A 22,629-nucleotide genomic window follows, 5' to 3' on the forward strand; every position below is an offset into this window, starting at 1 on the left:
TTGCCGCTAAGTGCCTGTCACGTTGATGTGCTTGCGGACGAACGGTGACAGCCGGGCGACGTCGTCGTCCAGCAGCGGGTAGCCGCCGGCGCGCAGGTGATTTAGAGCTCGGTCGATGTAGAAGCTGTTCCGCAGCGTGACGCAGTTGAGGACCAGGCCGAGCGCGCTGAGCACACTCGAACTGAAAGGCACGGTGACCGGTATGGAAGGCGATCAACCAGCACAGACCGAAGTGCCGCTGATCGGAGATGGTGTCACCCCCGACATCGTGCGAATCGGTGACAGGACCGCCCGCGCCGCCGCCGAAGCCGACCCGGTGTTCCGCCGCTTCTGGGACGAGGGCGACAAAGACCGGATGCCCCGAGCCGAAGTATGGCTGGTACACGAAGGCCCCACCCTCGCTGCCCGGCTCACCACGACCAGCCCAGACCCGCAGCCATTCGGACGGTTGCAATCTGACGTCACCAGAGCACTGCCGGATTCTGAAAGTGTCTGAACGGATTGGCGTCCAGATCTCGGGCGGGTGTTCAGGCGAGCAGGAGCACGGCGTAGCAGGCAATCCAATGTTCGCCCGCGTAGTGGCTACCGGTTACGTGGGTGACGGCGGCATCAGTGTGGCGTTGGGCCGCTTCAAGCATGGCGGGGCTGCGCGGGTCGGGGTCGCTCATACTCAAGGAGTTCCTGTTCGGTCATCTCGACCAAGGGCACGGCCGAGGCCGGGCGGCCGGGTGGCTATCTGATGCCGGCTCAGTGATAGCGGTGCGAGAGTTGCGGGGCTCTGCCACGATCGTGTGCGCGGGTGATGACGCCTTACGTGGATCGGGGAGCCATGCCGGCGGATGCCGAGGTGCGGCAGCACGAGTGGTGGATCGATCCTCGGGAGTACGCGCGGCATGAGGCTCGCCGTGGCCGCCGGTTCGCATTCGTGGAGCTCGTCCCGGCCTGTACCGCGCTCGTGGTGATCGACATGGTGCGGTTCTTCGTGTCCGACAACCCGTACTGCCGTGGCATCGTGCCGAACATCGGCCGCATCGCCGATGCCCTTCGGGCAGCGGGCGGTACGGTCGCCTGGGTCCTTCCGGCAGCCGGTGAGAGGACGCCGGTGCTGGATGAGTTCTACGGCCCGGAAACAGCCGAGGCATACCGCGCGTCCGGCGGGACGGGGCCGCTGCCCGAGCGGCTGTGGCCGGAACTGGTGGTCCGGCCCGGTGATGTGCTGGTGGAGAAGACCGCTCACAGCGCATTCTTTCCCGGCCGTTGTGCCCTTCCGGGTCTGCTGGAAGAGCGCGGAATCGACACCGTTCTGATCAGCGGAACCGTCACCAATGTGTGCTGCGAGTCCTCCGCTCGCGACGCCGCCACCCTCGGACTGCGGGTCATCATGGTCGCGGATGCCAACGCGGCACCACGCGACCAGGACCACAACGCCACGCTGCACACCATCTACCGCTCCTTCGGCGACGTGCGCTCGACGTCCGACGTGCTCAAGATGATCCAGGCCCCCGACGCTGTGGAAACCGCTGCTCGTGACCGATGAGGCAGGCCAGGCGGGGTGACACCGCGTGATGTGCTTCGCGTCCAACACATCAGCTAGGAACGGTGGCTTCGAGAACCGACTCCGCTGGAAAGGTTACCTGCCCCCAGTGTCTCGGCACGGCATCGGCGCTGGCGCTGGACGTGTGGGTGGGCCCCGCGGCGCCGGAAAACGCCACGGTGGCGATAACAGCCCAGGTTGCGACGGTTGCCGACCTGCGTGATGAGATAATCACGGTTGATGCTTCCTTCGTTGGAGCATCTGACCTTGCGTCTCTCGCAAGCTCTCTATTCCCCTTACCGTGGGCTTCACCTCGTCACATTCGGCTGACCTCGAGCCATTCATGGTGACGAACGTGTATAAATCAGGCAGAAAAGCACTTGTTGCTGCTCGGGACCCACGTCCGCCAAGGCCACTTTCGGCGACGAGTCCCCGTCCCAGCCCGATGAACTCGGCTGTTCTAAGACGGTCTGCGCTCGGGGTCAGGGTGTTTGCAGGGCGTCGAGTGCTTCGGACATGGACGTGGCGAAGGACGTCCCGGGCGGGAGCCCTTCCGGGTCCCATCCGGGACCGCCGACCACCACCCGCAGCGGAGAGCGTGGGGCGGGCAGGTCGGCGAGCCAGGACGCGTCCCCGGTCTCGGCGGTCTGCGACCAGACGAACACCGTGTGAGCCCCGGCCCGGCGGATCGCGGCGGCCAGAGCCGGCACCGGCACGCGCGCCCCCAGCATGAGCCTCGGGGCGCCGGCCTCCGTCAGCGCGGCCGCCAGCGCGAGGATCGGCAGGCTGTGCTGCTCGTCCGGGGCGCACGCCAGCAGCACGGGGTCGCGGCCCTGCCGGCCCGGGCCCACGGCCATGGGCGGCGACGCCGTGACCAGGCAGCGCGACACCACCGCCGACAGCAGGTGCTCCACCTCCACATAGCTGCCGGTGGCCGCGTGCTTGCGCCCGATTCCGATCAGCACCGGCACCAGGACCTGGTCCCATGCCGCCGCGATGCCCTCCTGCCGCAGGGCGGAGCGCACCGCGTCGGTCATCGCGAGCTCGTCCATCGCCAACGCCGCCCGCGCCAGCCCGTCGACCTGCGCGGCCCGTGCGGCGTCGCGGCCGGCGGCCGGAGCGTCCAGGGGTATGTCGTCGGTCTCGTGGTCGCGCGGTGCCGGGGGCTCGCCGGACGGCGCGTCCAGGGCGGCTTCGGCGGCCTCGGCGGGTGGTGTCCCCTCGAGGATCAGCTGCTGCATCTGCCGGAGCCGGGCGAGGTCGCCGGAGGTGTAGCGGTTGTGGCCGGCGGGGTCGCGCCCGGTTGGGCCCATGCCGTACCGGCGATCCCATGTGTGCAGGGTGGAGGCCGTCACGCCCAGCCGGCCCGCCACCGCGTCCGCTCCGAGCCCGGCCTCTTCCTCCGCCGCCTCCCCCATGCTCACCCAATACCCTCGTCCGGCGGGTCCATTAACGGCTTCACCAGGGCTTTCATTCACCATCCGAGGACGGCACGCACGCCGGCTGTCGGAGTGGCCTGCCGAGACCCTGACCGAGAAGATGCTCGACCGCCGCCCCGCCATGGCGTGAGCGGGGTCAGCGTGCACGGTTCCTCCGGCGCAAGCGCCGACTGAAGAACTAGGCACAGCGCGACGGGCCGACGGATGGTGTTCCATCGGATCTTGTCGGCCGGGTGGGTGCATGGTGAGCGGAGCGCCGATGCATATGTGCGGTCCGGCGCACCGAACCGCAAGTGTAAGGAGCCGGGCTGCGGGAAGTCGCGCAGCGGATCTGGCAGCTACATCCGGCTAGGCCCGTTCCTTGGATCAGATGCGGAGCCGGGTAAATAGGACGGCGATGTCGGTTCGCGCCGACTCCACGATCATGCGGGCGCACCAGCACGCGGACGCGACCGGCGGCTGCCAGCGGATGGTCTAGCTCGGGCCGGGCATGGTCGGGTCGATGCGGCGGCTCAGCCGAGTTTCGGGGTGGCGCGGTCGATGATCGGGGCGAGGTCGAGGCCGGCGGGCAGGGTGCCGAAGGCGGCGCCCCAGTCGCCCGCGAGGCGCGATGCGCAGAAGGCGTCGGCGACGGCCGGGTGGCCGTGCCTGACCAGCAGGGATCCTTGCAGGACGAGGGCCATCCGCTCGACGATGCGGCGCGCGCGGACCTGGACCGTGTCGAGGTCCAGCAGGGACGCCTCGACGTCGGCGACGGCGGCGTCCAGGTGCGGGTCCGCCCCGGCGGCCGCGCGGACCTCGGCGAAGAACGCCTCGACGGTCTGCGGCTCCTTGGCCATCGCCCGAAGCACGTCCAGCGCCGCGACGTTGCCGGAGCCCTCCCAGAGTCTGCGGAGGCGTAGATCTTAAGGTAAAATCGCAGGTATGCATATCTCTTAATCAAGCTCAGTGATGGTGGGTGCGAGGCTGTGTCAGGCAGTCCGCTAGCCGGTTCGCTAACTCGTTCTCCGGTTGAGAGGAGGAGTCGATGCGACAGCCGTACGTAGTCAGGAAGGCCGGCAAGCGCACCGGGGCGACCCGGTACACGAGGATGTACTACGACGCGACCAGGACGCCCCGGTCGGCCGGCACCTACAACGACGAACCGGAGGCACTGACCGCCGCCGGCCAAGAGCAGGACAAGCCTGCGAGCGGCGTCCTTGGGGAGATGACGCTGGCGCAGAGACGCGCGCTGACGTTCGAGGAGTTCTAGTCGATCTTCCAGCGGCATCACCGGGTCGAGCCGAACACGATGCAGACCTACTTCGGGACCTGGATCAACCACGTCCGCCCGTACCTGAAGGCCGCTCGGGTGGCGATATTCGACTCGGCTCGCGCCATCCAGTACTTCACCTGGCTGGCGGAGGCGGAACGGACGGTGAACACGCGACGGGCCTGCAGGACGGTCCTCTCGGCGATGATCGGTCTGTCGATCCGGCTGGGCTACCGCTGCGACAACCCCGTCCGGGGACTGAACGTCGGAAAACAGGCCGCGCACAAGGACATCAAAGTCATCAACGAGACGGTGTTCTGGGAGTTGTGCGACAAGCTGCCGCTGCCGACACAGCGACTGTTGCCGAGTACATCATCTCCACCGGAGTCCGCTTCTGCGAAGCGATCTCTTTCCAAGAGGAAGACCTGGACTACGACACCGGCATGCTGAAGGTGTGCCGGTCGACCGTCGAGGTGGCCAAGCAGTTCCACCCGACCGCGGGCCGGTTCGTGACCCGCCCCTACACCAAGAACGGCGAACACCGCCGATTCAAAATCGGCAGGCCGTTGGTGGAGAAGATCCGCGCCCACGTTCGAGAACACGACCTGAAAACCGGTGACCTGATCTTTCCGGTGCGGCTGTTCAAGCCGTAGACGGCGTGGGTCAACCTCCCACGCTGCACCCCAGAGGAGAGGCAGGCCGCAGCGAGGACCATCTTCATCTCACCGGTCACCGGTGGGTGGGTCACCCACACCAAGGTCAGTACTTACCGCAAGCACGGATGCAGGTGCCGGCCGTGCGTGCAGGCATACCGTGACTATCGGTCGGCGTATCGGGTGCAGGCCATGGCCCGCAAAGGCAAGGTTGCTCGCCAGCGGGTCCGCCGGGACGGCAACGACTACCTGGCGTCCAGTGAGTGGAGCACCCTGTGGATCCCGGCCCGCAGGGCCGTCGGCGTCGACATGACCCCGTACCAGTTGCGGCACTCCCACGCCTCTCTCCTGCTGGCGCATGGTGTCCCGCTGCCAGACGTTCAGGCCCGGCTGGGCCACAACGATCTGACCTCCACCACCCACCACGTATGGGCACTAGCTGAGGAAAGTGAGGCCGCGGCGACCACGATGAATGTGCTGCTGGGCTATGAGGTCAAGCAGCCGGACCCGCAGGAGGCGATGCTCGCGCGCATGGAGGCCATGATGAACCGCATGCAAGCCATGATCGACCCTCCTCTCGCCCGCCGGATCGCAGCCGAAAGCCCCACGTCCCGCCCAGGCCTACACCTGGTCACCGACACCCTCACCGCCATGCAAATCCCAACCGGCAACTAACAGCAGTACTTGGCGATCCCCCTCAGCCTGAGATAGGCGCGGGGCCGCCATCGAGCCAGCGGCCACGCACCTGGTCAGAACGCATCCCCGCAGGCGCGGGGCCGACCGTTCGATCGCGTGGCCGAGATCCCACCACTGGGGACCATCCCCGCGCGGGGATGGTCCGACAGTGATCAACGTGCCGAGCGGTCAGCAGACGTCGGCCCCGCGCCCGCGGGGATGGTCCCGGACACGTGGTTGTGGTGGCGCGGCGGGGAGTTGCGAGGTGGCTGGAAGCCACACCGGCTGGTTGCCCATACGGGTGGCGACTTGTGCGGGGAGAGCGAGCCTTCACCTGGAGGAGAGCACTAACTTAGTCCATGAGTAAGACGCGCCTGCGCAGCAGCTCATGGTCGGCTCGGCCGTGCATCTGCCTCTTGATCATCTTGATGCGATTGACGTTGCCCTCCACGGGCCCTGAGCTGAGGGTGAGCCAGGCTTTGACAGCGTCCCAGTCGCGGCGCAGGCCTGCGGCGAAGCCGCGCAGCTCGCGGACGGGGCCGGCTACGGCGCGGTCCGCCCAGTCGTCGAGGTTCTTGCCGCCGGTTTTGGCGAGGCCGTGGCGGCGGCCTGGGTGGCGGTTCAGGACGAGGTGCTGATGCCCGCCGCCCAGACGGCACCGATTACCAGCAACATGACGATCATGGAGGTGGCGATCCAGGCCATCGCACCCCCGCTGGCTTTCGTGGTCGGGTCCTCGACCCACCGGTGGTAATCGCGGGTGATCTGACGTCGAACCGGGGCGAGCATCACCGGGAACATGATCATGAGTGTCGTGTACAGGTAGAGGTTCTCGGCCAGCGTGTGGCTTTGGGCGAGACCTCGCACGCCGACCCCGACGATGCCGATGACCGGGAGCCAGAACTGCTTCTTGCGGTACTTCGGTACCTGGATGATCCACTGCATCGCGGCGAGATTGACCAGAGTGGCGCCCACCGCGATCAGCGTCCATGCGCCGGTGGTCAGCGACAAGAACACAGGAAGCCCCCTTCGAGCCTGAACCCCATGAGTCTCAACACTCATGGGGTTCAGGCCAGCGTATGTCGACGAGCAGTGGCCCCTGATCAATGACCCTCCGCCGGGCTGCGCAGGGCGGTGCTGTGCTCTGGCTCCGCAGCACTGCATCAGGCATCCCATGCCAGGCACCGCCCGGGGCGCGCACGTCCTGAACACCGATGTTTCACCGACGTCATCAAATCCGGCACCCTTCGGAGGGCACGCGCTAACCCGGGGGCGGGCAACGGCTCGGGACGACCTTGGACGGGTGTGGACGTGCGGGGATCACGGGTTGCGGGTGACGGCTTCTGGCTGCGGTGGTGGCCCTCTGCTGCAAGGCCGTGGTGGAGGAGTGGCAGGGCGCCGGGACGAACCAGGAGGTCGTCAGGGTGCTTGGTCCGGCAGCAGGTTCTTGTAACGGGTGGAGCGGACCAGCGCCAAGACGGCCTTGGTCCGGGCTTCCGGCGCTGCGTAGTCGGGGTGGGCGCGCAGTAGTTCTCCTACGTCGCGGAGCTGTTCTAGAGCGGCGGCTGCGGTGACGGTCTGGGCGTCGTGTTTGGCGCCGGTGGGGTGGGTGGCTAGGACGGGGCCGGTGGAAGCGATCCGTCCCTTGTCGATGGCGTAGGTGATTCGTTTGTCGCATCGGCATGGCGCGGGGGCGTCCAGGAGCCCGCAGCGGTCCTGCAGTGCTCGGCGGACTTGGCGGCGGGCGCGCTCCAGGCGTTTGCGGTAGGCCGGTGGCGAGATGGCGAGGACCCATGCGGCTTCGTCCCCCGGCAGGCCGAGGATCTCGCCGACGACGTAGGCGGCTCGGCCGGCGCCGTCCAGGCACTGGAGCAGCGCCTGGGTGCACAACAGCCGGATCTCCTCGGCGAGGAGCCCGCTGTCGGGGCCGGTGTAGGCGGGAGTCTGCAGGCCGTTGAGCAGGTCCTGGCGGTAGGTGCCGAACGTCGGCATCTCCGCGGGTCGCCGTCGGAGGTTGAGCAGATGGTTCATGGCGATCCGGTAAGCCCAGGTGACCAGTGATGCCTCGCCGCGGAACATGGACAGGCGGGTCATGATGCGGATGAGGATCTCCTGCGTGGCGTCCTCGGCGTCGGCGACGCGCCCGGTCATGCGCAGCGCCAGCCGGTAGACGGGGTCCTGAACGTGGGCCAGCACCTCTGCGAGCGCGTCCTGATCTCCCTCGACCGCCCTGGCGACCAGGCCGAGGACGTCGTCTCTCGGGGTTCGATCGTCGTCCGATGTCATCCGATCTCCTCCTTGAGCCAGCGCGCGACCGCCTGTCCGATCGCGTCGGGGACCTGCTCGGGAGCGTGGTGTCCCGCCTCACCGACCTGTTCGATGCGCAGCGCGCTCATGTTCTCCCTGGCCCAGGCGATGATCTCGGACGAGGCGAGCCCCTGGGCCGGGTCGACGGTCATCAGCAGCTTCGGCACCTCCGGGGACCGTCCCATCCACGTCCCGTACGCGACCATTCTGTCCACCACGTCCGCCGGCTCGCCGTCCAGCGGGAGCTCCCGCGCCCATTGCAGCATGGGAAGGCGCGAGGCCGCGTCGGGGTAGGGAGCCCGGTAGGCGTCCAGGTCCTGCTCGCTGATCCCGGGCACCAGGCGGCGCAGGTTCCGCTCGATGAACAGGTTGTCGTCCAAGACCATCCGCTCGCCGACGCCGGATGTGCGGAACGCCCGGAACATCTCGGCGGCCTGCGGCACCATCTGCGCCCACCGCATCGGCCGCAGGAACGTCTCGATCAGCGCGATTCCGGCCACCCGGCCGTCTCCGTGCCGGGCGGCCCAGTCCTGGGCGAGCGCGCCGCCCCAGTCGTGGCCGACCAGGACCACCTCACCGTCGCCCACGACCTTCTCCATCCAGGCGTCCAGGTAGCGGGCGTGGTCGGCGAATCGGTAGCCGATGTCGGACTTGCCGGACGCACCCATTCCGATCAGGTCCGGCGCCAGGCACCGCGCCTGGTCGCTGACGTGCGGGAGGACATTGCGCCACAGGTGGGAGGAGGTGGGGTTACCGTGCAGGAAGACCACGAGCGGGCCCGACTCGCCGGCGCTGCGGTGCGCCATCCACGAGCCCAGCACCTCGGTCTTCTCCATGGCGTTCATGGGCGACATCGTCGGCTCCTTCGTCGGTTGGTGATGCAGACGAAGGATTGGACACAAGGTCGCTGCCCCGTGTGACAGGAGGAGGCGAAGATTCTTCTGCCCTGTGCCTGTGGCGGCCTGGCCGCCGCCTGTAGGCGGGCGCAGGCGCCCTGTTCGTCCGGTCCTGCCGCGCCGGTTCGCTCGGCCCGCAGAACGCCCCGCCGGAGACGAGGGCATGCCGGACGAATTCGACGAACGCAACGGCGCGGCAGGTAACCGAGCTGCAAGCCGGTGATCGGTGCGATGCTGCGAGCATGACACGCGGCGAGGAGCGGGGAGAGCCGTCCCGCGGCGACTACGCGTCGATGGCCCGCGCGGCCCTTGTGCTGTACGGCGACGGTCTCACCGCTCCCGAGGTTCTGCGCACTTGTTATGGCGTCGAATTGCCTGAGGAGTTCTTCGTCGTTGCCGAAGCGGATCCCTACGAGCTCGATCTCAGCGTGGACCTCACCGGCCAGCCGTGGGATCTGGCCGTCCCGCCAGGTCAGGACGGTCCCGGCCCGATGGGGGATAGCGAGCGGGCGATCCTCGCCCTCGACCCGGATCTGCTCCCGCTGGTGCGCCTCCTCGACTATGAGGTCGTCCCGAACGGGACGTTTGGCTGCTACCGGCTGACCGAACTCGCGGCGGGCCGCACGACTGTCTTCCGCGTGCGTGTTTCCGACGGGCACTGCGGCGAAGCCGTCCGCTGCGCCGATTCCCTGCTCGACCTGCTGCATGCGGGTTGAGGTCCGGGGCGTAGACCGGCAGGTAGAACACCGTCAGCCAATCGGCGTGGGCATCGATGAACGCCCGCATCGCCGTGGAGTGGTGGATGCCCAGGTTGTCCCAGATCAGCACGATTTTCCCGTCAGGTAGTTGCTGGTGGGCGCCCTGCAGCATGCTCTTGTCCTCGTTCAGGGTGAAGGCGGCGCGTTCGCCTTTGCTGCGGCGGTACAGGTGCAGCCGGTAGATCAGCCGGGACCGCTCGCCGGCCCGGTAGCAGACCAGCCCGACCACCGATACCGGGCTACCGTGCTCGCCGCCGTGCACTTTCACCTGCGGCCGGTGTCCACGCCGGCTCCAGGTCCGTCCTTTGGGCGGCCTGAGCCCCTGGCCGGTCTCGTCTTCGAAACAGATCCAGGCGCCCAGGTCCGCCGCGGTGCTTCCACCTGCGGCCACACCTCCCGCTTCCAAGCCGCAATGGCCCGCTCGTCGCGTTCGATCGCGCGGCGGCCGGGCACCTGCACCGACCAGCCGTTACGGCGCAACAGCAGCGACACTCCGGGCACGGTGTAGTCGATGGCGAACAACTTGCTGATGAGCCCGGCCACCCGGCCCAGTGTCCACCGCTGGTCATCGACATAACCGTGCGCGGCCGGACCACGGTTCAGTTCCGCCTCCAGCAGCGCGAACTGCGCATCATCCAGCCGCGGCCGCCCATGCGGTCCCTTTGGACGCATGCGCCTCAGTCCCTCCCACGCGCCAGGCTTGGCGCCACTTCTCCACCTGCCGCAGCCCGACCCGCAACTCGGCGGCGACCCATGCGTTCGGACGGCCCTCGGCGAACCACTGCGCGGCATGCATCCGCACCCGTTCACGTCTGTGCTGACCGGCAGCGGTCGACCCGCCACCCTTGGGGTATCTGCCCATGCCACCGGCATACGCCCACCCCACTCGCAGGTCCACTCACCCAACCGCCATGACCTATTAACGCTGGTTAGGCCGGAGCTGTGGGCCCGGCTCTCACGGCGCGTCAAGGCGCTTGAGCGCTCTCTTGGCCTGGCTTCGGACATTTATATCGGGGCTGTTCAACGCCGCTTCGATCTGTGGACGGGCCGGACGGAAGCGGATTCTGCCGAGTCCCTGCACGGCGAAAGGTGCCACCGCCGGGTCGTTGAGCAGTTCCCGCAGAATGGCGGGCACTCGGTCGTCTTTCGTTTTGGCGAGCCCGGGGTTCACAAGCGACGCTCGCGCTTCGCCGTAGGACCTGTTCCTGGCGAGTTCGATGAGATCGTTGGCCATCGAAGGATCAGCGAACTGCCCGAGCGCCTGCCCGATCGCCACCCGAAGATCTTTCCGCCTTCGGGAGGCGACCTCGGGAAACTGCGGATCCTCCACATGGGGCGGGTCGCGGAAAAGTTGGAGGAAGATCGGGCGAGCCTGCTTCTTCGCGAAGCCGAACGACAGCGCTCGCACGATGTCGTCGGCGAGCGGATAGTACGTGACCTTCGGCAGCCACTCCACGAGGACTGGGATGGCTGCCCGGTAGTCGATGCGGCGCCGGGACACTACACTCCCTTGGTCGTCCAGGGTGAAGACGACCCGTTCGTAGAGGTCTCCGACGCTCTCGAGCTGGTGCCCCATCTTCCCCAGATCGGGAACCAGCGGTCCGATATCGGCGAGTAGCTCGCGGGCGGCCGCCATGTACAGCCGCCGCGCCTCCACGACCCTGGGGTTCTTCGCCGCCTCGGCTTCCAGCGCGTCGAGAACGCCGGGGGCGTTGAGGATCCGTTCGACCGTCTGCTTGTGGGTCTCGCGGGCGGATCCTTGTTCTCGCGGACTCACCGGCCAACCCTTCTCTGCGGGAACACCAGCTTATAAATCTAGACGATGATCTCAAAGATCTTGACCTCGGGGTAGGCGTCATGAATGAACCACGACATTCTCTCGCTGAGTTTGGTCCCCCCGTTCGCCCGGACGAAGATGTGGAGCTCCTTGCCCTGTTGTCTCGCCAGCTCCAGATAGTCCTCCAGTTGGGTCTCCAGGCGGCGACCGCCGAGCCAGGCGACGTTCTTTGATTCGCCGATGATCGTCGGGGTCACGAAGTCCGGGATACGGTCCCGACCGTTGACGGTATATTTAGTGGTGTTTTTGGCGGCACCGCCCATGTGGCTGCTGACAGCTGCCTCGCCCGCTTTCCCGATGTTGCAGTACTTGGCGCCACCGGAGTTGTGGACGAGGACGGCGATGCCGCCGGCGAGGACATAGAAGGTGTGGTAGCCGCGAACGGTGAGGTTGTAGACCTTCCGTTCTGCTGTCCAGGGGTGAGTAGCGGTGACGGTGACGTAGTGTCCGTCAGGGCGCCGCACCTGGTCGCCCGGCCGTAGTTCTCTGGCATCGCGCCAGTGGCCCGGTTCGTTGACCCAGAACGGGTGTGTGCTCGTGGCCTGGACGGTCCCGGTCAGGCCGAGCGCCCCGGGCAGGCCGTCGTTCCCTACGGTGACGCTGGTGAGAGACTTGCGGCCGCTGCCGGTGATCAGCGCGGTCACTGGCTGAGGTCCTGTGCGCCCTGTTGCCGGATCGGTGGACTGGACCTGATCTCCGACATCGACTGCTTCGATGGGTTTGCCCGTACCGTCGGCCATCAGGACCTTGGTTCCGGCGGTGAAGCTGTTGGGGCCGCAGGGGTTCCGTAGATAGCCCAGGATCTCGTCGATGATCTTCCGCGAGCGCCGCAGGACGTCCCGTGCGGCGCGCACCGTGCTCTGGAAGCCTCGTACGCCTTCGGCGATCCGCCAGATCGTCTTGCCGAGCCGGGGAAGCTTGCCGCCGAGGGCCAGCAGCTTGAGCGGTCCCAGGGCGTTGAGGGCGGTGAACAGGCATCCGGCGATGTCGCCCTTGGTGAAGCATGCTTCCGCGTCGGTCCAGCCGATCACGTCGAGCAGGAATTGGCCGCCCAGTGAGACGACGAGGTCCATGACGCTGCGGTTGGCGTTGGTGTTGGCCTCGCGGTATGGGGCGACGAGGGCCTCGTTCTCGGCATTGAGAACGTCTTCGTCGCTGCGAATATCGCTGTAGTCGATGTCGGGGTCGACACCCTCGCCGACGGGCAGGCCTGCGCTGTAGTCGTTCCTGCGTTGTGTTTCCTCTTCGCGTCTCTTCTGTTCGGCGATGCGGGCGGCGTCGGCGGCGGCGCGGGCTGCGGCGGCTGCGTCCTTTCCGGCTTGGATCGCGTCGGCCCGGGCTTGCATGGCTGCCCGGTAGGCCTCGTCGGCGTAGCCGCGGGCCCGGTCGGCGGCGACTGCGGCGCGGGCGGCGGATTTGGCGGCCGATCGGGCGGCTGCGCTGGCACGGTCGGCTGCGGCGGCTGCGGACTTGGCCGACTGCGCGGCGCGGGCGGCTGCGGTGTCGGCGTCTGCTGCGGAGGCGCGGGCGTCGGCGGCGTAGCCGGCGGCTTGCGCGGCGAACGCCTTGGCCTTTTTGGATTGGGCGTCGGCTTCGGCGGCCGCTCCGCGGGCCGTGGCGGCGACCGCCGCGTGGGAACTCGAACCCGCAACCTACGGATTAAAAGCGGAACCGCCGAGCCGACAACGAGCCGATATGGACGGTTGTCGATCTTGCGCCACCTCTTGGTCACCCCATCTGCGCTGCACGGATGGAGCCTTCTTCCCCGTCGGGAAAGCTCCTTCTTCAACTACCGGATGCGGACTTGGAGGTATCGGCGCAGAGCTTCCCGTCCTCCCGGAACGAAGAGCGGTTGATCTACGATCTCGCACAGTTCGGCTTCAGTCAGCCAGCCCTGCCAGGCGATCTCGCCCGGGTCCGGAGTCAGGGGCTCTGTCACGACAGCCTCATGCACCCGAGCCACACGGGGTTAATCCCGTTTTGGCAAAGAATTGAACATGTAACGCACGGGGACGCGAACACCCAGCTCTTCGGACTGAAGCGTGCCGGGTTCGGTGGAGGCTTTATGGGCTGACCCCAGCTGCCGGTCGGGGCTGGTGTTGGCTGACCCCAGCTGCCGGTCGGGGCTGGTGTTGAGCGTAGTAGTTGGCTTCGTGTTCGGCAGGTGGGATGACGCCGATCGCGCTATGGATGCGCTGGTGGTTGAACCGGTCGCCCCATTCGGCTGTGGCGAGTTCGACGTACGGCGGGGCCCTCGAAAGGCTGTTGCGGCTTGATCAGCTCTGGCTTGAACAGGCCGATCTGAGACTCCACGAGGGCGTTATCCAGGGCGTCGCCGACGGTGTTGATCGATGCGTCCCGGCCTCGGGGAGCCGAGCGGTGACCGCGAACGAGGTGTATTGGGTGGCTTCAGCCAGTCGTCGCAACACCGGCTTGTTGGAGTGATAGTAGGTGATCGTTGAGGGCTTCGGCGGGTGTTTTTCAGCCGAGGGTCTTACGGGGGCAGGCGTTCAGAGTTGCCGCGACTGCCGCGATGTCGTCGGCGCTCCAGCGGGACGAGCCTGTGCCTTTCAAAAGTATTGGCGGAGTAGGCCGTTGATGCTTCTATGTCAAGCCGCGAGCTGGTGGCGTGTGTTCTGCTGGTCCCAGGCTGCTTGGTCGATGGTCATTGCTCGGTGGATGACGTCGACGAGACGGTGTTGCAGCCTGCGTTGGGCGCCGCGTTCGCCCTTGGCGGGCTCGTGGCGGGCCAGAAGTTGCTGCGCGGCCCGACGACAGCAAGTACTCCGTCGATGGATTCGACGGATGGCGCAGGGCGCGCCGCGCAACGTCAACGTCCAGTTCTCGGGTCAGGTCGCCACGGTCATCACCGAGACCCGGTAGCGGCCGACGGAGCAGCGGGCTCGTGCCGGGAGGGCCGGAGTCGGCACTCGGATCCGGCCTGTACCTCGGCTTCAGGGCACGAGGGTTCTGCGGCCGGCCTACTCGAGGTTTGCGAGTGGGTGGCCCGCTTGGGCGCACTTGCGCTTGAGTACAGCCTCGGGTGCGGCGGTCGTCGCTTCCAGTGACCGGAACTGGGCGAAGGAGGTGAAGGCGGCTTCCTGCTTGGCCGATTCCGCGAGCTTGTTCAGCGCCGCCTTCATGTCCGGGTCCGTCACCTTGGAGGCCGTGTCCGCGAAGGTGTTGCCGGTGCTCGTGAAGAGCGGTTTCAAGTCCGCCAGGACGGCGCGCACTGTGGCGGTGTCTCCGATGGCCTCGGCCCTGACGCCCTTGGTGATCACGGTTTGAGCGTCCGAGCCGAGGGTGGTGTAGATGCCGTCGACCGTCTCGCAGGCCGTCGCCATGGCGAACGTGATCTGCGGCGCCGCGCTCGTGGCCGGGGCCGGGGACGATGTGCTCCGGGCTTCCGTGCCTGTGGAGCCACCGCAACCGGTTACGGCGAGGAGGGTCCCGGCCGCCAGGGCGCCGGGGAGGATGTGGCGTCGCATGTCGGTCCCTCCGTGACTGAGTCCCGGCCGCCTTGCAGGGCGGCCGGATCCATGAGGAGCGCCACCCTCTTGAGAGGACGGCGCTCGCCGGACTGTAGGGGAATCAATGTGGCGGATCAACCGCCGGCGGCCCCCGGCCGAGGGCGTGACCTGATCGCCGACCCGCCCTCCCCGCGGGGAGGGCGGGTCGCGGACGCGGGTTCTAGTCGGCGCGCAGGAGGTTGGTGGTGAGGGTGTTGAGTTCGATCGCGCCGTCCTCGCCGACGACGACGGTGCCGCCGATGTTGGCGAGCCGGCCGTTCAGCACGCAGTTGGGTTCGAACGCGAACGCCATGCCCGGGGCAAGCGGCAGGTCGCTGCCGATGGTGGGCACCTCGATGATCAGCCCGTAGTCCGCCGCCTCGGGCAGTTCGCGCATCCCGCTGCCGAAGCCGCAGACGGTGCCGTAGGGGTCGAGGCCGTGCACCAGCGGGTGCACGTTCCAGCCGCCCGCGTCCTCCATGGGCTGCTTCATCGCCGTGACGACCTGGCCGAAGGTGGCGCCGGGCCGCAGCGCGGCGATGCCCGCGTCATAGGAGGCGCGGGCGGCCTTGGCGGCCGCCTCGGTGTCCGGATGCACCTCGCCGACCGCGATCGCGACCTGGTGCTGGGACTCGCGCATCCCGTACGAGCAGAAGACCTCGGCCTGGATCACGTCGCCGTCCTCGATGGTCCGCGGCGCCTGCGGGCGGTAGGACCATACCGGCGGTCCCCAGCACGCGTAGCCGGGGCCGGACTGGAGCAGCATGCCCGGCGCGGCCGCTCCCAGCCTGAATCCGGCTGCCATGCCGGCGGCGTACACGTCGGCTTCGGTCACGCCCGGTCGGGTCGCGTCCAGCATGGCCTGCGCCATCGCCTCGCCGATGCCCGCCGAGTGGCGCAGCACGGCCAGCTCCTCGTCCGACTGGGTGAGCGTGCGCAGCAGGAAGCTCAGCCACACCGGTTTGAACGTCGCGTCCGGAAGCTGCTCCAGGACCGCCGACCACAGCCCGTACGGCATGATCGGGTTGAAGTGGAACGGTGGGTACGGCTCCAGACCGATCACGCCGATCGCCGCCCGCTCCAGGCCGTGTTCCTTGAGCACCTCGACCAGGCCGGGCGCGTGCTTGGCCACGCGCATGTTGCGCGGCTCCGTCCAGCATGCCTCGCTGCGGCGCCGGGCCTCGATGTGGTCGGCGATGTGCATCGGCGACCACACCAGCGAGATCGGGTCGGCGTCCCGCGGGAACACCACGATGGCGCCGGGCCGCTCGTTGGTGAAGTAGACGTCCGGCGCGAACGGTGCGGGTCCGCTCGACTCGTGTTCGCCGTACACGACGAGCGCCTCGACGCCCTCGGCGTCCATCAGCTCGCGGGCCAGCGCCCAGCGCCGGTCGCGTTCCGCTGTCGAGTAGACGGGGGCCTGTGCGGTCATCGCGTTCTCCTTGCGTCGTTTCTGCTGCCGGTTGGACGCTATTGAGGGGACGGCGCGGAGGAATCGGACGAATGACTGGTGTCCGGATGACGCGGATACGTATGGCTTGAGTATGTTCGTCCCATGATCATCGGTCGTGATGCCGAGCAGGCCGTCCTCGACGGGCTGCTCGACGAGGCCCGCGCGGGACGCAGCGGCACCCTCGTCCTGCGCGGCCAGCCGGGAATCGGGAAGTCCGCACTGCTCGAGCACGCCGTCGCGCGGGCCGACGGGCTGCGCGTCATCCGCATCGCCGGCGTCGAGTCCGAGGCCGAGCTGCCGTTCGCCGGACTGCACATGCTGCTCGGCCCTGTCCTCGACCGGATCGACACCGTCCCCGAACGGCAGGCCGCCGCGCTGCGCAGCGCGTTCGGCCTCGGCCCCGCCGGGCAGGACGGCCCGCTGCTGGTCGGGCTCGCCGTGCTGTCGCTCCTCGCCGACCTCGGCCCGCTGCTGTGCGTCGTGGATGACGCGCAGTGGCTCGACCGCGCCTCCGCCGAGGCGCTCACCTTCGCCGCGCGACGGCTACACCGCGAGGGCGTCGTGCTGCTGTTCGCCGTCCGCAGCGGCGGCCGCACCCGGCTGGACGGCATACCGGAACTGAACCTGTGGGGCCTGGACGGGAAGGCCGCGTCCGCGCTGCTCGTCGCGCACGCCGCCGACCTCGCCCCGGCCGTCCGGGACCGGATCCTCGCCGAGTCCGAGGGCAACCCGCTGGCGCTGATCGAGCTGCACGCCGCGCTCACCCCCGAGCAGCGCGGCGGCACGGTGCTGCCGCTGTCGTACAACCTCGGGCCGCTGCCGCTCACCGACCGCGTCCGCCGCGCGTTCGGCGCGCAGGCCGCCCGGCTGGACGAGGACACCCGCACGCTGCTGCTGGTCGCGGCTGTCGAGGAGACCGGCGACCTGGACGTGGTGCTGCGCGCGGCCCGGACGCTCGGCGCGGCCCCGTCCTCGCCGGAGCGGGCGGAACGCTCGGGCCTGCTGTCGTTCTCGGGGATGGCCGTCGCCTTCAAGCATCCGCTCGTCCGCGCGGCGGTCGTCCAGGACGCGGCGCTGGCGAGCCGGCTGTCCGCGCACCAGGCGCTCGCCGAGGCGCTCGAGGAGAAGGGCGACCCGGCCCGCCGGGCCTGGCATCTCGCCGCGGCCGCGACCGGACCGGACGAGCGGATCGCCGCCGAGCTGGCCGGCACCGCCGAGCAGGCGGCGGCACGCGCCGGGTACGCGGCGCAGGCCGCCGCGCTGGAGCGCGCGGCCGAACTCACCCCCGATCCGGTGCGGCAGGGCGAGCGGCTCGCCGGCGCCGCCGAGGCCGCGCTGCCGGCGGGCGATCTCGCCCGCGCGGCTCAGCTCGCGCGCCGGGCGGGCCGCACCACCGCGGAGCCCGCGCTCACCGCGCGCATGGCCCACGTCCTGGCCGGGGTGGAGTTCGAGCGCGGGTCACCGCTCACCGCGGCGGCCATCCTGCTTGAGGGCGCCGGCCCGATCGCCGGGTCGGCGCCCGCCACCGCGGCGGGAATGCTGGCGGAGGCCGTCCGCAACAGCTACTTCGGCGGCGATCCCGGGCTGGCCCGCCGCGCCGCCGACCGGCTCGCCGACGTGGCCGGCGAGACGCCCAGCGCGGTGGCGCTCGGAGGCCTCGCCCGGCTCATGGCGGGCGAGCACGCCGCGGCGATGCCGCGGATGCGGGTCCTGCTCGACGCGGCCCGGCGCGGCGCGGTGCCCGGCACCGGGGAGCGGCTCATCGCCGGGGCGATGGGCATGCTGACCGGCGACGACGACGCCGCGCGCGAGATCTACGAGCCGCTGGTCGCCGACGCTCGCGACACCGGGCAGATCGGCTGGCTGCCGAACGTGCTGGAGCATCTGGCGGTGACGGAGATGTTCCTCGGCCGCCGCCGGGACGCGATCGGGCACGCCGAGGAGGGCCTGCGGCTCGCCGACAGCACCGGGCAGCTGCACCGCCTCGACCACCTGCGCTGCGTGCTGGCGTGGGCTGCGGCGCTCGCGGGCGACGACGCGGGCTGCCGGTCGCTCGCCGAACCGGCCGTCGCCCGGGCGCGGACCGCCGGGATCGCCCGCACCGCCGCCTGGGGCTCGATGGCGCTGGCCCTGCTGGACCTCGGCCACGGCCGGCACCAGCGCGCCCTCGATCGGCTGGAGACGGCCTCGCACGGCGCCGGAGACGACCCGGTCGGGCTGATGAACCTGATCCACTTCACCGGAGACCATGTCGAGGCCGCCGTCCGCGCCGGACGGCCGGAGCGGTGCGGCGCGGCGCTCGCCCGGTTCGAACGCTGGAGCGCCGCCACCCGGCAGCCATGGGCGAAGGGCGTCCTCCTGCGCTGCCGGGCCCTCGTCAGCGTCGGCGAGGAGGCCGGACGGCACTTCGCCGACGCCGTGCGTGCCCACGCCGGGGGCGGCCGTCCGTTCGAGCGGGCGCGGACGGAGCTGCTCTACGGCGAATGGCTGCGGCGCGACCAGCGCAAAGGCGAGGCGCGGACGCTGCTGCGGCCCGCGCTGGAGGTTTTCGAGGGGATGGGCGCGTCGCCGTGGGCGGAGCGCGCCCGGGCGGAACTGCGCGCGACCGGCGAGGCGGGCACCACCGCACGCGGCGGCTCGGCCCTCGACCGCCTCACCCCGCAGGAACTCCAGGTCGTGCGGCTCGCCGCGCAGGGCATGTCCAACCGCGATATCGCGGCGCAGCTGTTCCTGAGCCCCCGCACCATCGGCCACCACCTGTACAGGGCGTTCCCGAAGCTGGGGGTGTCCTCGCGGGGCGAGTTGGCGCACCTCGGACTCTGATGGCCGCCGGGGTCCCGCCGCAGGCATGGGAGGCACAGCGCGACCACGGAGGCCGCGTACCGAAGGGAATCGGGGACCCATGCGGAAGATCGTGATCGGCGAAGTGGTGGCGGCACTGGCACTCGGCCTGACGGCTTGCGGCGGCATCGACGGTGACAGCACCACGGTGGCGCCCTCCTCGCCCGTCGGCTCCGCGCCCGCGCTGGGCGAGACGAATGCCCGCACGTTCGTGCGCGACAGAACCAATGTCGCGTGAATGAAGTCTTTGGACGATGTGGGGTGGCGTGTTCGAGGATTTCGTCGGCGGTTTTGGTCCAGGCGAGGGGCTGACAGCGGCCGTCGTAGATGTCGATGAAGCGGCCGATGGCGGCGACCAGGTCGGGGACCAATGTAAAAGTGCCGCGGCGGATGGCCTGGCGGGTGATGATGCCGATGGAACGGCGAGGTGCGGCCCACCTAGGGGCGCTCAACCCGTTGCATCCCCGGTCCCTAGTGGCATCGACGCCATTGGCTGTGCGCTAACCAACGAACCGAATGTTCCCGGCCTCTCTGTGGTAGCACTTGCTTGGAAAGGTGATCCGCGCGGGTCGGGGCGCGGCGGTGGCACGGTTCAGTGTCTGGCGTCCGGCAAGTTGGAGGCCCTGCAGACTTGGCGGCGCGTGAAGCGCACAGCCAGCCAGGCGGCTCCTCGGCCGTGCTGGGGATGGGTGTGCATGTGGTCGCCTAGTGGGATGCAGTCGAGCGATAGGTGGCGCTGGGCTGCACTGGGGCGCCACGCGGAGACGCGATCGTCGGCTGCTAGCGGGTTAACTAGCGGATGATCTTGATCGGGCTGGGCTCGGTCGGGTTCATGCGGCGACTCGTGAGGCCTCGAATGCTGACCTTGAGAGTGGGGTCAGGCGATCTTCGGGGTGGCGCGGTCGATGATCGGAGCCAGGTCGAGGCCGGGCGGGAGGGTGCCGAAGGCGGCGCCCCAGTCGGCGCCTAGGCGGGTCGCGCAGAAGGCGTCGGCTACGGCCGGGTGGCCGTGCCTGACCAGCAACGATGCCTGGAGAACGAGTGCCATGCGCTCGGCGACGCGGCGGGCGCGGAACTCGATCGTCGCGGTGTCGGCGAAGGCGTCCTTGGCGTCTTGGACGGCGGCGTCGAGGCGCGGGTCGGCGCCCTGGGCGAGATCGACTTCGTCGAAGAACGCCTCCAGCGTCTGCGGCTCCCGTAGGGTTGCACGCAGGAGATCGAGCGCAGCCACGTTGCCGGAGCCCTCCCAGATGGAGTTGAGGGGGGACTCGCGGAACAGGCGCGGCATCCCGGACTCCTCGACGTAGCCGTTGCCGCCGAGGCACTCCAGGGACTCGGCGGCGTGCGCCGGCCAGCGCTTGCAGACCCAGTACTTGCTGACCGCGAGGCCGAGCCGCTTGAACGCCGCCTCGGACGCGTCGCCGCGCACGGAGCGGTCGGTGGCGCCGGCGAGGCGCGTCATCAGGACGGTGGCGGCCTCCGACTCGACCGCGAGGTCGGCGAGGACGTTGCGCATCAGCGGCTGGTCGATGAGGTACGCGCCGAACGCCTTGCGGTACGAGGCGTGGTGCACGGCGGTCGTGACGCCCTGCCGCATGCCGGCGGCCGCGCCGATCACGCAGTCGAGGCGGGTCATGTTGACCATCTCGATGATGGTGCGGACGCCGCGGCCCTCGTCGCCGACCCGCCACGCGACCGCGTTCTCGTACTCGACCTCGGACGAGGCGTTCGACTTGTTGCCGAGCTTGTCCTTCAGCCGCATCAGCCGCAGCGGGTTGAGCGCGCCGTCCGGCAGGACGCGGGGGACGAGGAAGCAGGTCAGGCCCTCCGGCGCCTGGGCGAGGGTGAGGAACACGTCGCACATCGGCGCGCTGGTGAACCACTTGTGGCCGACGAGCCGGTACGTCCCGTCCGGCTGGGGCGTCGCCTGCGTGGTGTTGGCGCGGACGTCGGAGCCGCCCTGCTTCTCGGTCATGGACATGCCGGCGAGCAGCGCGTTCTTGGTGAGCGGGGCGCGCAGGCCGTAGTCGTACTCGGGCTTGGCGAGCAGCGGCTCGTATCGCGCGGCCAGCTCCGGCGCTTGACGCAGGGCGGGGACGGCGGCGTACGTCATCGAGATCGGGCAGCCGTGGCCGGCGTCGACGCGCCAGGTGTAGAACTTCGCGGCGCGGGCGACGTGCGCGCCCTCGCGGGGGTCGGCCCATGCGGAGCCGTGCAGGCCGTGCGTCACGGCGACGGTCATCAGCTCGTGCCAGGCCGGGTGGAACTCGACCTCGTCGATGCGGTGCCCGTAGCGGTCGTGGGTGCGCAGGACGGGCGGGTTCTCGTTGGCGAGGCGCCCCCATTCCTGGGCGCGCTCGGTGCCAGCCAGGCGGCCCAGCTCGTGCACCTGCGCGGCGGCCCAGCCGGCGCCCTCGCGCTCCAGCCCGTCCAGCAGGGCGGGGTCGTCGGCCAGGTCGTGGCCGGCGAGCGGGGGAACCTGGTTGAACACCTCGTGGGTCACTGCGCTGCTCCTGTGCCGGATCGTGGGGGACGCCCCCTGACGCAGGATACAGAACCGCGTTCGGGTGGTCGGACGATCATGTCTCCGCCCCCCTGGCCGGGGCATCCTCCTCAAGTGGTGGGGCGATCTCGTCCGCGCGGCGGATTGTCCATGCGGCGCGGGGGCATAACTTCGAAACCATGAGTCAGTCCAGTCCGCAGCAGGGGCGGCCGCCGAGCCCGAGCCGCCCGCGGCAGGACCTGCACCCCGCAACGGCCGGCGCCGACGCCGCCGGGACCGCCGCCGTGCCGGGCGCGGTCCGGGCCTCCGACGCCGAGCGCGAGGCCGTCGTCGAGCGGCTGCGGGTCGCGTCGGTGGAGGGGCGGCTCACCTTCGAGGAGCTGACCGAGCGCACCGAGGCCGCCTACGCCGCCGTCACCCGGGGCGAGCTGGAGCACATCACCGCCGACCTGCCCGGCATGGGCGCGCCCGGCGCCAACCCGGCGCCGCTCCAGGTCAAGCGGCGGTTCAGCGCCGTCATGGGGGACTGCAAGGAGCGCATCGTCGGCCGCATCGACGGGCCGCTGGAAGCGGTCTCGGTGATGGGCGACGTCGAACTGGACCTGCGCGGCGCGCAGGTGCCGACCGGCGAGGTGCACATCGCGGCCACCGCCGTGATGGGCGACGTCAAGATCATCGTGCCGGACGGGGTGGCGATCGAGCTGCTGGGCCACGCCTTCCTCGGCGACCGCCGCGTCCAGGTCCGCGAGCCCTGCCCGGGCGCGCGGATCCCCGTCGTCCGCGTCACCGCGAACGCCTTCATGGGCGACGTCAAGATCGTGGACGACGAGCACCACGCGCCGATCCGGCGGGCCGTCGCGTCCTGGTGGCGCGACCGCCGCCCCGGCTCCTGACCGTCGCGTCCAGGGCGGTGGCGCACCGGGGTGCGGTGGGGTAGTCTCGGATTCGTGGCAGGTTTCTGCCCCAGTCTCA

At 69.5% G+C, this 22,629-nt stretch carries 25 protein-coding genes and 3 pseudogenes; 10 read left to right on the forward strand and 18 right to left on the reverse strand.

Annotation, left to right across the window (positions count from 1 at the left end):
- Positions 1 to 6: 6 nt before the first annotated feature.
- Entirely contained in the window at positions 7 to 174 is a 168-nt protein-coding gene (locus tag J4709_RS32915; protein ID WP_208246584.1) for a Tn3 family transposase, read from the reverse strand.
- 28 nt (positions 175 to 202) lie between these two features.
- On the opposite strand from J4709_RS32915, the gene J4709_RS32920 reads away from it, so the two are divergent.
- A complete protein-coding gene (locus J4709_RS32920) occupies positions 203 to 496 on the forward strand; it encodes a hypothetical protein (RefSeq protein ID WP_208246585.1) in 294 nt (97 codons plus the stop codon).
- 31 nt (positions 497 to 527) lie between these two features.
- Here J4709_RS32920 and J4709_RS32925 read toward each other — a convergent pair whose 3' ends face one another.
- Positions 528 to 668, reverse strand: a complete 141-nt coding sequence (locus J4709_RS32925) for a DUF2891 family protein (RefSeq protein ID WP_208246586.1) — start codon at positions 666 to 668, stop codon at positions 528 to 530.
- A 134-nt stretch (positions 669 to 802) separates the two neighbouring features.
- Here J4709_RS32925 and J4709_RS32930 point away from each other — a divergent pair, with 134 nt between their 5' ends.
- Complete coding sequence (locus tag J4709_RS32930) at positions 803 to 1,537, forward strand: cysteine hydrolase family protein (RefSeq protein ID WP_232384412.1); 735 nt, start codon at positions 803 to 805, stop codon at positions 1,535 to 1,537.
- A 479-nt stretch (positions 1,538 to 2,016) separates the two neighbouring features.
- Here the strand turns inward: J4709_RS32930 and J4709_RS32935 are convergent, their stop codons facing one another.
- Both J4709_RS32935 and J4709_RS32940 read right to left on the reverse strand, forming a co-directional pair.
- Positions 2,017 to 2,952: a MerR family transcriptional regulator gene (locus J4709_RS32935; protein ID WP_232384413.1), complete on the reverse strand. Its 936-nt coding sequence runs from the start codon at positions 2,950 to 2,952 to the stop codon at positions 2,017 to 2,019.
- 533 nt (positions 2,953 to 3,485) lie between these two features.
- Positions 3,486 to 3,812 (reverse strand): hypothetical protein, encoded by a 327-nt coding sequence (locus J4709_RS32940; protein ID WP_307801749.1) that lies wholly within the window; start codon positions 3,810 to 3,812, stop codon positions 3,486 to 3,488.
- 188 nt (positions 3,813 to 4,000) lie between these two features.
- Here J4709_RS32940 and J4709_RS32945 point away from each other — a divergent pair, with 188 nt between their 5' ends.
- The 4 genes from J4709_RS32945 (at position 4,001) to J4709_RS32960 (ending at position 5,553) form a co-directional block, all read left to right on the forward strand.
- Positions 4,001 to 4,225, forward strand: a complete 225-nt coding sequence (locus J4709_RS32945; RefSeq protein WP_208246590.1) for a hypothetical protein — start codon at positions 4,001 to 4,003, stop codon at positions 4,223 to 4,225.
- A gap of 39 nt (positions 4,226 to 4,264) precedes the next feature.
- Complete coding sequence (locus J4709_RS32950; RefSeq protein WP_208246592.1) at positions 4,265 to 4,675, forward strand: hypothetical protein; 411 nt, start codon at positions 4,265 to 4,267, stop codon at positions 4,673 to 4,675.
- Positions 4,669 to 4,878: a hypothetical protein gene (locus tag J4709_RS32955; protein ID WP_208246594.1), complete on the forward strand. Its 210-nt coding sequence runs from the start codon at positions 4,669 to 4,671 to the stop codon at positions 4,876 to 4,878. Before J4709_RS32950 ends, J4709_RS32955 begins: the two co-directional genes overlap by 7 nt.
- A gap of 147 nt (positions 4,879 to 5,025) precedes the next feature.
- On the forward strand, positions 5,026 to 5,553 hold the full coding sequence (locus tag J4709_RS32960) for a tyrosine-type recombinase/integrase (protein ID WP_208246596.1): 528 nt from the start codon (positions 5,026 to 5,028) through the stop codon (positions 5,551 to 5,553).
- Positions 5,554 to 5,905: 352 nt separating this feature from the next.
- Here the strand turns inward: J4709_RS32960 and J4709_RS53820 are convergent, their stop codons facing one another.
- From J4709_RS53820 to J4709_RS32980, 4 genes are all read right to left on the reverse strand, one after another.
- The gene (locus J4709_RS53820) at positions 5,906 to 6,253 is read right to left on the reverse strand and encodes a transposase (RefSeq protein WP_232384415.1); all 348 of its coding nucleotides are present in this window, start codon (positions 6,251 to 6,253) and stop codon (positions 5,906 to 5,908) included.
- On the reverse strand, positions 6,175 to 6,570 hold the full coding sequence (locus tag J4709_RS32970) for a hypothetical protein (RefSeq protein ID WP_208246676.1): 396 nt from the start codon (positions 6,568 to 6,570) through the stop codon (positions 6,175 to 6,177). Before J4709_RS32970 ends, J4709_RS53820 begins: the two co-directional genes overlap by 79 nt.
- 402 nt (positions 6,571 to 6,972) lie before the next feature.
- On the reverse strand, positions 6,973 to 7,839 hold the full coding sequence (locus tag J4709_RS32975) for an RNA polymerase sigma factor (RefSeq protein WP_208246598.1): 867 nt from the start codon (positions 7,837 to 7,839) through the stop codon (positions 6,973 to 6,975).
- Positions 7,836 to 8,714 carry a haloalkane dehalogenase gene (locus J4709_RS32980; RefSeq protein WP_232384372.1) on the reverse strand — a complete coding sequence of 293 codons (879 nt, stop codon included), beginning with the start codon at positions 8,712 to 8,714 and terminating at the stop codon, positions 7,836 to 7,838. Before J4709_RS32980 ends, J4709_RS32975 begins: the two co-directional genes overlap by 4 nt.
- Positions 8,715 to 8,998: 284 nt before the next feature.
- On the opposite strand from J4709_RS32980, the gene J4709_RS53825 reads away from it, so the two are divergent.
- Entirely contained in the window at positions 8,999 to 9,472 is a 474-nt protein-coding gene (locus tag J4709_RS53825; RefSeq protein ID WP_232384419.1) for a hypothetical protein, read from the forward strand.
- A 52-nt stretch (positions 9,473 to 9,524) separates the two neighbouring features.
- Here the strand turns inward: J4709_RS53825 and J4709_RS53830 are convergent.
- The 8 genes and pseudogenes from J4709_RS53830 to J4709_RS33010 form a co-directional block, all read right to left on the reverse strand.
- Positions 9,525 to 9,875: pseudogene (locus J4709_RS53830) on the reverse strand (transposase); the annotation flags it as partial.
- Positions 9,779 to 10,186: a winged helix-turn-helix domain-containing protein gene (locus tag J4709_RS53835; protein WP_232384373.1), complete on the reverse strand. Its 408-nt coding sequence runs from the start codon at positions 10,184 to 10,186 to the stop codon at positions 9,779 to 9,781. The gene J4709_RS53835 and the pseudogene J4709_RS53830, both read right to left, overlap by 97 nt.
- Entirely contained in the window at positions 10,146 to 10,376 is a 231-nt protein-coding gene (locus J4709_RS53840; RefSeq protein ID WP_307801750.1) for a helix-turn-helix domain-containing protein, read from the reverse strand. The genes J4709_RS53835 and J4709_RS53840 overlap by 41 nt, the downstream gene beginning before the upstream one ends.
- A 93-nt stretch (positions 10,377 to 10,469) precedes the next feature.
- On the reverse strand, positions 10,470 to 11,291 hold the full coding sequence (locus J4709_RS32995) for a HEAT repeat domain-containing protein (RefSeq protein WP_208246601.1): 822 nt from the start codon (positions 11,289 to 11,291) through the stop codon (positions 10,470 to 10,472).
- A gap of 38 nt (positions 11,292 to 11,329) precedes the next feature.
- On the reverse strand, positions 11,330 to 12,697 hold the full coding sequence (locus J4709_RS33000; protein WP_208246603.1) for a polymorphic toxin-type HINT domain-containing protein: 1,368 nt from the start codon (positions 12,695 to 12,697) through the stop codon (positions 11,330 to 11,332).
- A 1,063-nt stretch (positions 12,698 to 13,760) separates the two neighbouring features.
- Positions 13,761 to 13,960, reverse strand: a pseudogene (locus tag J4709_RS53845) (IS30 family transposase); the annotation flags it as partial.
- 372 nt (positions 13,961 to 14,332) lie between these two features.
- On the reverse strand, positions 14,333 to 14,839 hold the full coding sequence (locus J4709_RS33005) for a hypothetical protein (protein ID WP_208246605.1): 507 nt from the start codon (positions 14,837 to 14,839) through the stop codon (positions 14,333 to 14,335).
- A gap of 202 nt (positions 14,840 to 15,041) precedes the next feature.
- Entirely contained in the window at positions 15,042 to 16,292 is a 1,251-nt protein-coding gene (locus J4709_RS33010; protein ID WP_208246607.1) for a M24 family metallopeptidase, read from the reverse strand.
- Between the two features lie 123 nt (positions 16,293 to 16,415).
- Here J4709_RS33010 and J4709_RS33015 point away from each other — a divergent pair, with 123 nt between their 5' ends.
- On the forward strand, positions 16,416 to 19,136 hold the full coding sequence (locus J4709_RS33015; RefSeq protein WP_208246609.1) for an AAA family ATPase: 2,721 nt from the start codon (positions 16,416 to 16,418) through the stop codon (positions 19,134 to 19,136).
- 79 nt (positions 19,137 to 19,215) lie between these two features.
- Positions 19,216 to 19,392 (forward strand): hypothetical protein, encoded by a 177-nt coding sequence (locus J4709_RS33020; protein ID WP_208246611.1) that lies wholly within the window; start codon positions 19,216 to 19,218, stop codon positions 19,390 to 19,392.
- On the opposite strand, the pseudogene J4709_RS53850 reads toward J4709_RS33020, so the two are convergent.
- A pseudogene (locus J4709_RS53850) lies at positions 19,382 to 19,564 on the reverse strand (IS630 family transposase); the annotation flags it as partial. The gene J4709_RS33020 and the pseudogene J4709_RS53850 overlap by 11 nt on opposite strands.
- Positions 19,565 to 20,031: 467 nt before the next feature.
- Entirely contained in the window at positions 20,032 to 21,657 is a 1,626-nt protein-coding gene (locus J4709_RS33025) for an acyl-CoA dehydrogenase family protein (RefSeq protein WP_307801751.1), read from the reverse strand.
- A 179-nt stretch (positions 21,658 to 21,836) separates the two neighbouring features.
- Here J4709_RS33025 and J4709_RS33030 point away from each other — a divergent pair, with 179 nt between their 5' ends.
- Positions 21,837 to 22,550 (forward strand): DUF1707 SHOCT-like domain-containing protein, encoded by a 714-nt coding sequence (locus J4709_RS33030; protein ID WP_208246615.1) that lies wholly within the window; start codon positions 21,837 to 21,839, stop codon positions 22,548 to 22,550.
- The last annotated feature ends 79 nt before the right edge of the window (positions 22,551 to 22,629 follow it).

This window comes from Actinomadura violacea, from assembly GCF_017573465.1.
Classification (GTDB): Bacteria; Actinomycetota; Actinomycetes; order Streptosporangiales; family Streptosporangiaceae; genus Spirillospora; species Spirillospora violacea.

What these genes read in the sequence shown, in the direction of transcription:
- J4709_RS32920 (WP_208246585.1), top strand. Translation starts at nt 203, where the DNA reads ATGGAAGGCGATCAACCAGCACAGACCGAAGTGCCGCTGATCGGAGAT.
- J4709_RS32925 (WP_208246586.1), bottom strand. Translation starts at nt 668, where the DNA reads ATGAGCGACCCCGACCCGCGCAGCCCCGCCATGCTTGAAGCGGCCCAA.
- J4709_RS32930 (WP_232384412.1), top strand. Translation starts at nt 803, where the DNA reads ATGACGCCTTACGTGGATCGGGGAGCCATGCCGGCGGATGCCGAGGTG.
- J4709_RS32935 (WP_232384413.1), bottom strand. Translation starts at nt 2,952, where the DNA reads ATGGGGGAGGCGGCGGAGGAAGAGGCCGGGCTCGGAGCGGACGCGGTG.
- J4709_RS32940 (WP_307801749.1), bottom strand. Translation starts at nt 3,812, where the DNA reads ATGGCCAAGGAGCCGCAGACCGTCGAGGCGTTCTTCGCCGAGGTCCGC.
- J4709_RS32945 (WP_208246590.1), top strand. Translation starts at nt 4,001, where the DNA reads ATGCGACAGCCGTACGTAGTCAGGAAGGCCGGCAAGCGCACCGGGGCG.
- J4709_RS32950 (WP_208246592.1), top strand. Translation starts at nt 4,265, where the DNA reads ATGCAGACCTACTTCGGGACCTGGATCAACCACGTCCGCCCGTACCTG.
- J4709_RS32955 (WP_208246594.1), top strand. Translation starts at nt 4,669, where the DNA reads ATGCTGAAGGTGTGCCGGTCGACCGTCGAGGTGGCCAAGCAGTTCCAC.
- J4709_RS32975 (WP_208246598.1), bottom strand. Translation starts at nt 7,839, where the DNA reads ATGACATCGGACGACGATCGAACCCCGAGAGACGACGTCCTCGGCCTG.
- J4709_RS32980 (WP_232384372.1), bottom strand. Translation starts at nt 8,714, where the DNA reads ATGTCGCCCATGAACGCCATGGAGAAGACCGAGGTGCTGGGCTCGTGG.
- J4709_RS53825 (WP_232384419.1), top strand. Translation starts at nt 8,999, where the DNA reads ATGACACGCGGCGAGGAGCGGGGAGAGCCGTCCCGCGGCGACTACGCG.
- J4709_RS53835 (WP_232384373.1), bottom strand. Translation starts at nt 10,186, where the DNA reads ATGCGTCCAAAGGGACCGCATGGGCGGCCGCGGCTGGATGATGCGCAG.
- J4709_RS53840 (WP_307801750.1), bottom strand. Translation starts at nt 10,376, where the DNA reads ATGGGCAGATACCCCAAGGGTGGCGGGTCGACCGCTGCCGGTCAGCAC.
- J4709_RS33000 (WP_208246603.1), bottom strand. Translation starts at nt 12,697, where the DNA reads ATGCAAGCCCGGGCCGACGCGATCCAAGCCGGAAAGGACGCAGCCGCC.
- J4709_RS33005 (WP_208246605.1), bottom strand. Translation starts at nt 14,839, where the DNA reads ATGCGACGCCACATCCTCCCCGGCGCCCTGGCGGCCGGGACCCTCCTC.
- J4709_RS33010 (WP_208246607.1), bottom strand. Translation starts at nt 16,292, where the DNA reads ATGACCGCACAGGCCCCCGTCTACTCGACAGCGGAACGCGACCGGCGC.
- J4709_RS33015 (WP_208246609.1), top strand. Translation starts at nt 16,416, where the DNA reads ATGATCATCGGTCGTGATGCCGAGCAGGCCGTCCTCGACGGGCTGCTC.
- J4709_RS33020 (WP_208246611.1), top strand. Translation starts at nt 19,216, where the DNA reads ATGCGGAAGATCGTGATCGGCGAAGTGGTGGCGGCACTGGCACTCGGC.
- J4709_RS33030 (WP_208246615.1), top strand. Translation starts at nt 21,837, where the DNA reads ATGAGTCAGTCCAGTCCGCAGCAGGGGCGGCCGCCGAGCCCGAGCCGC.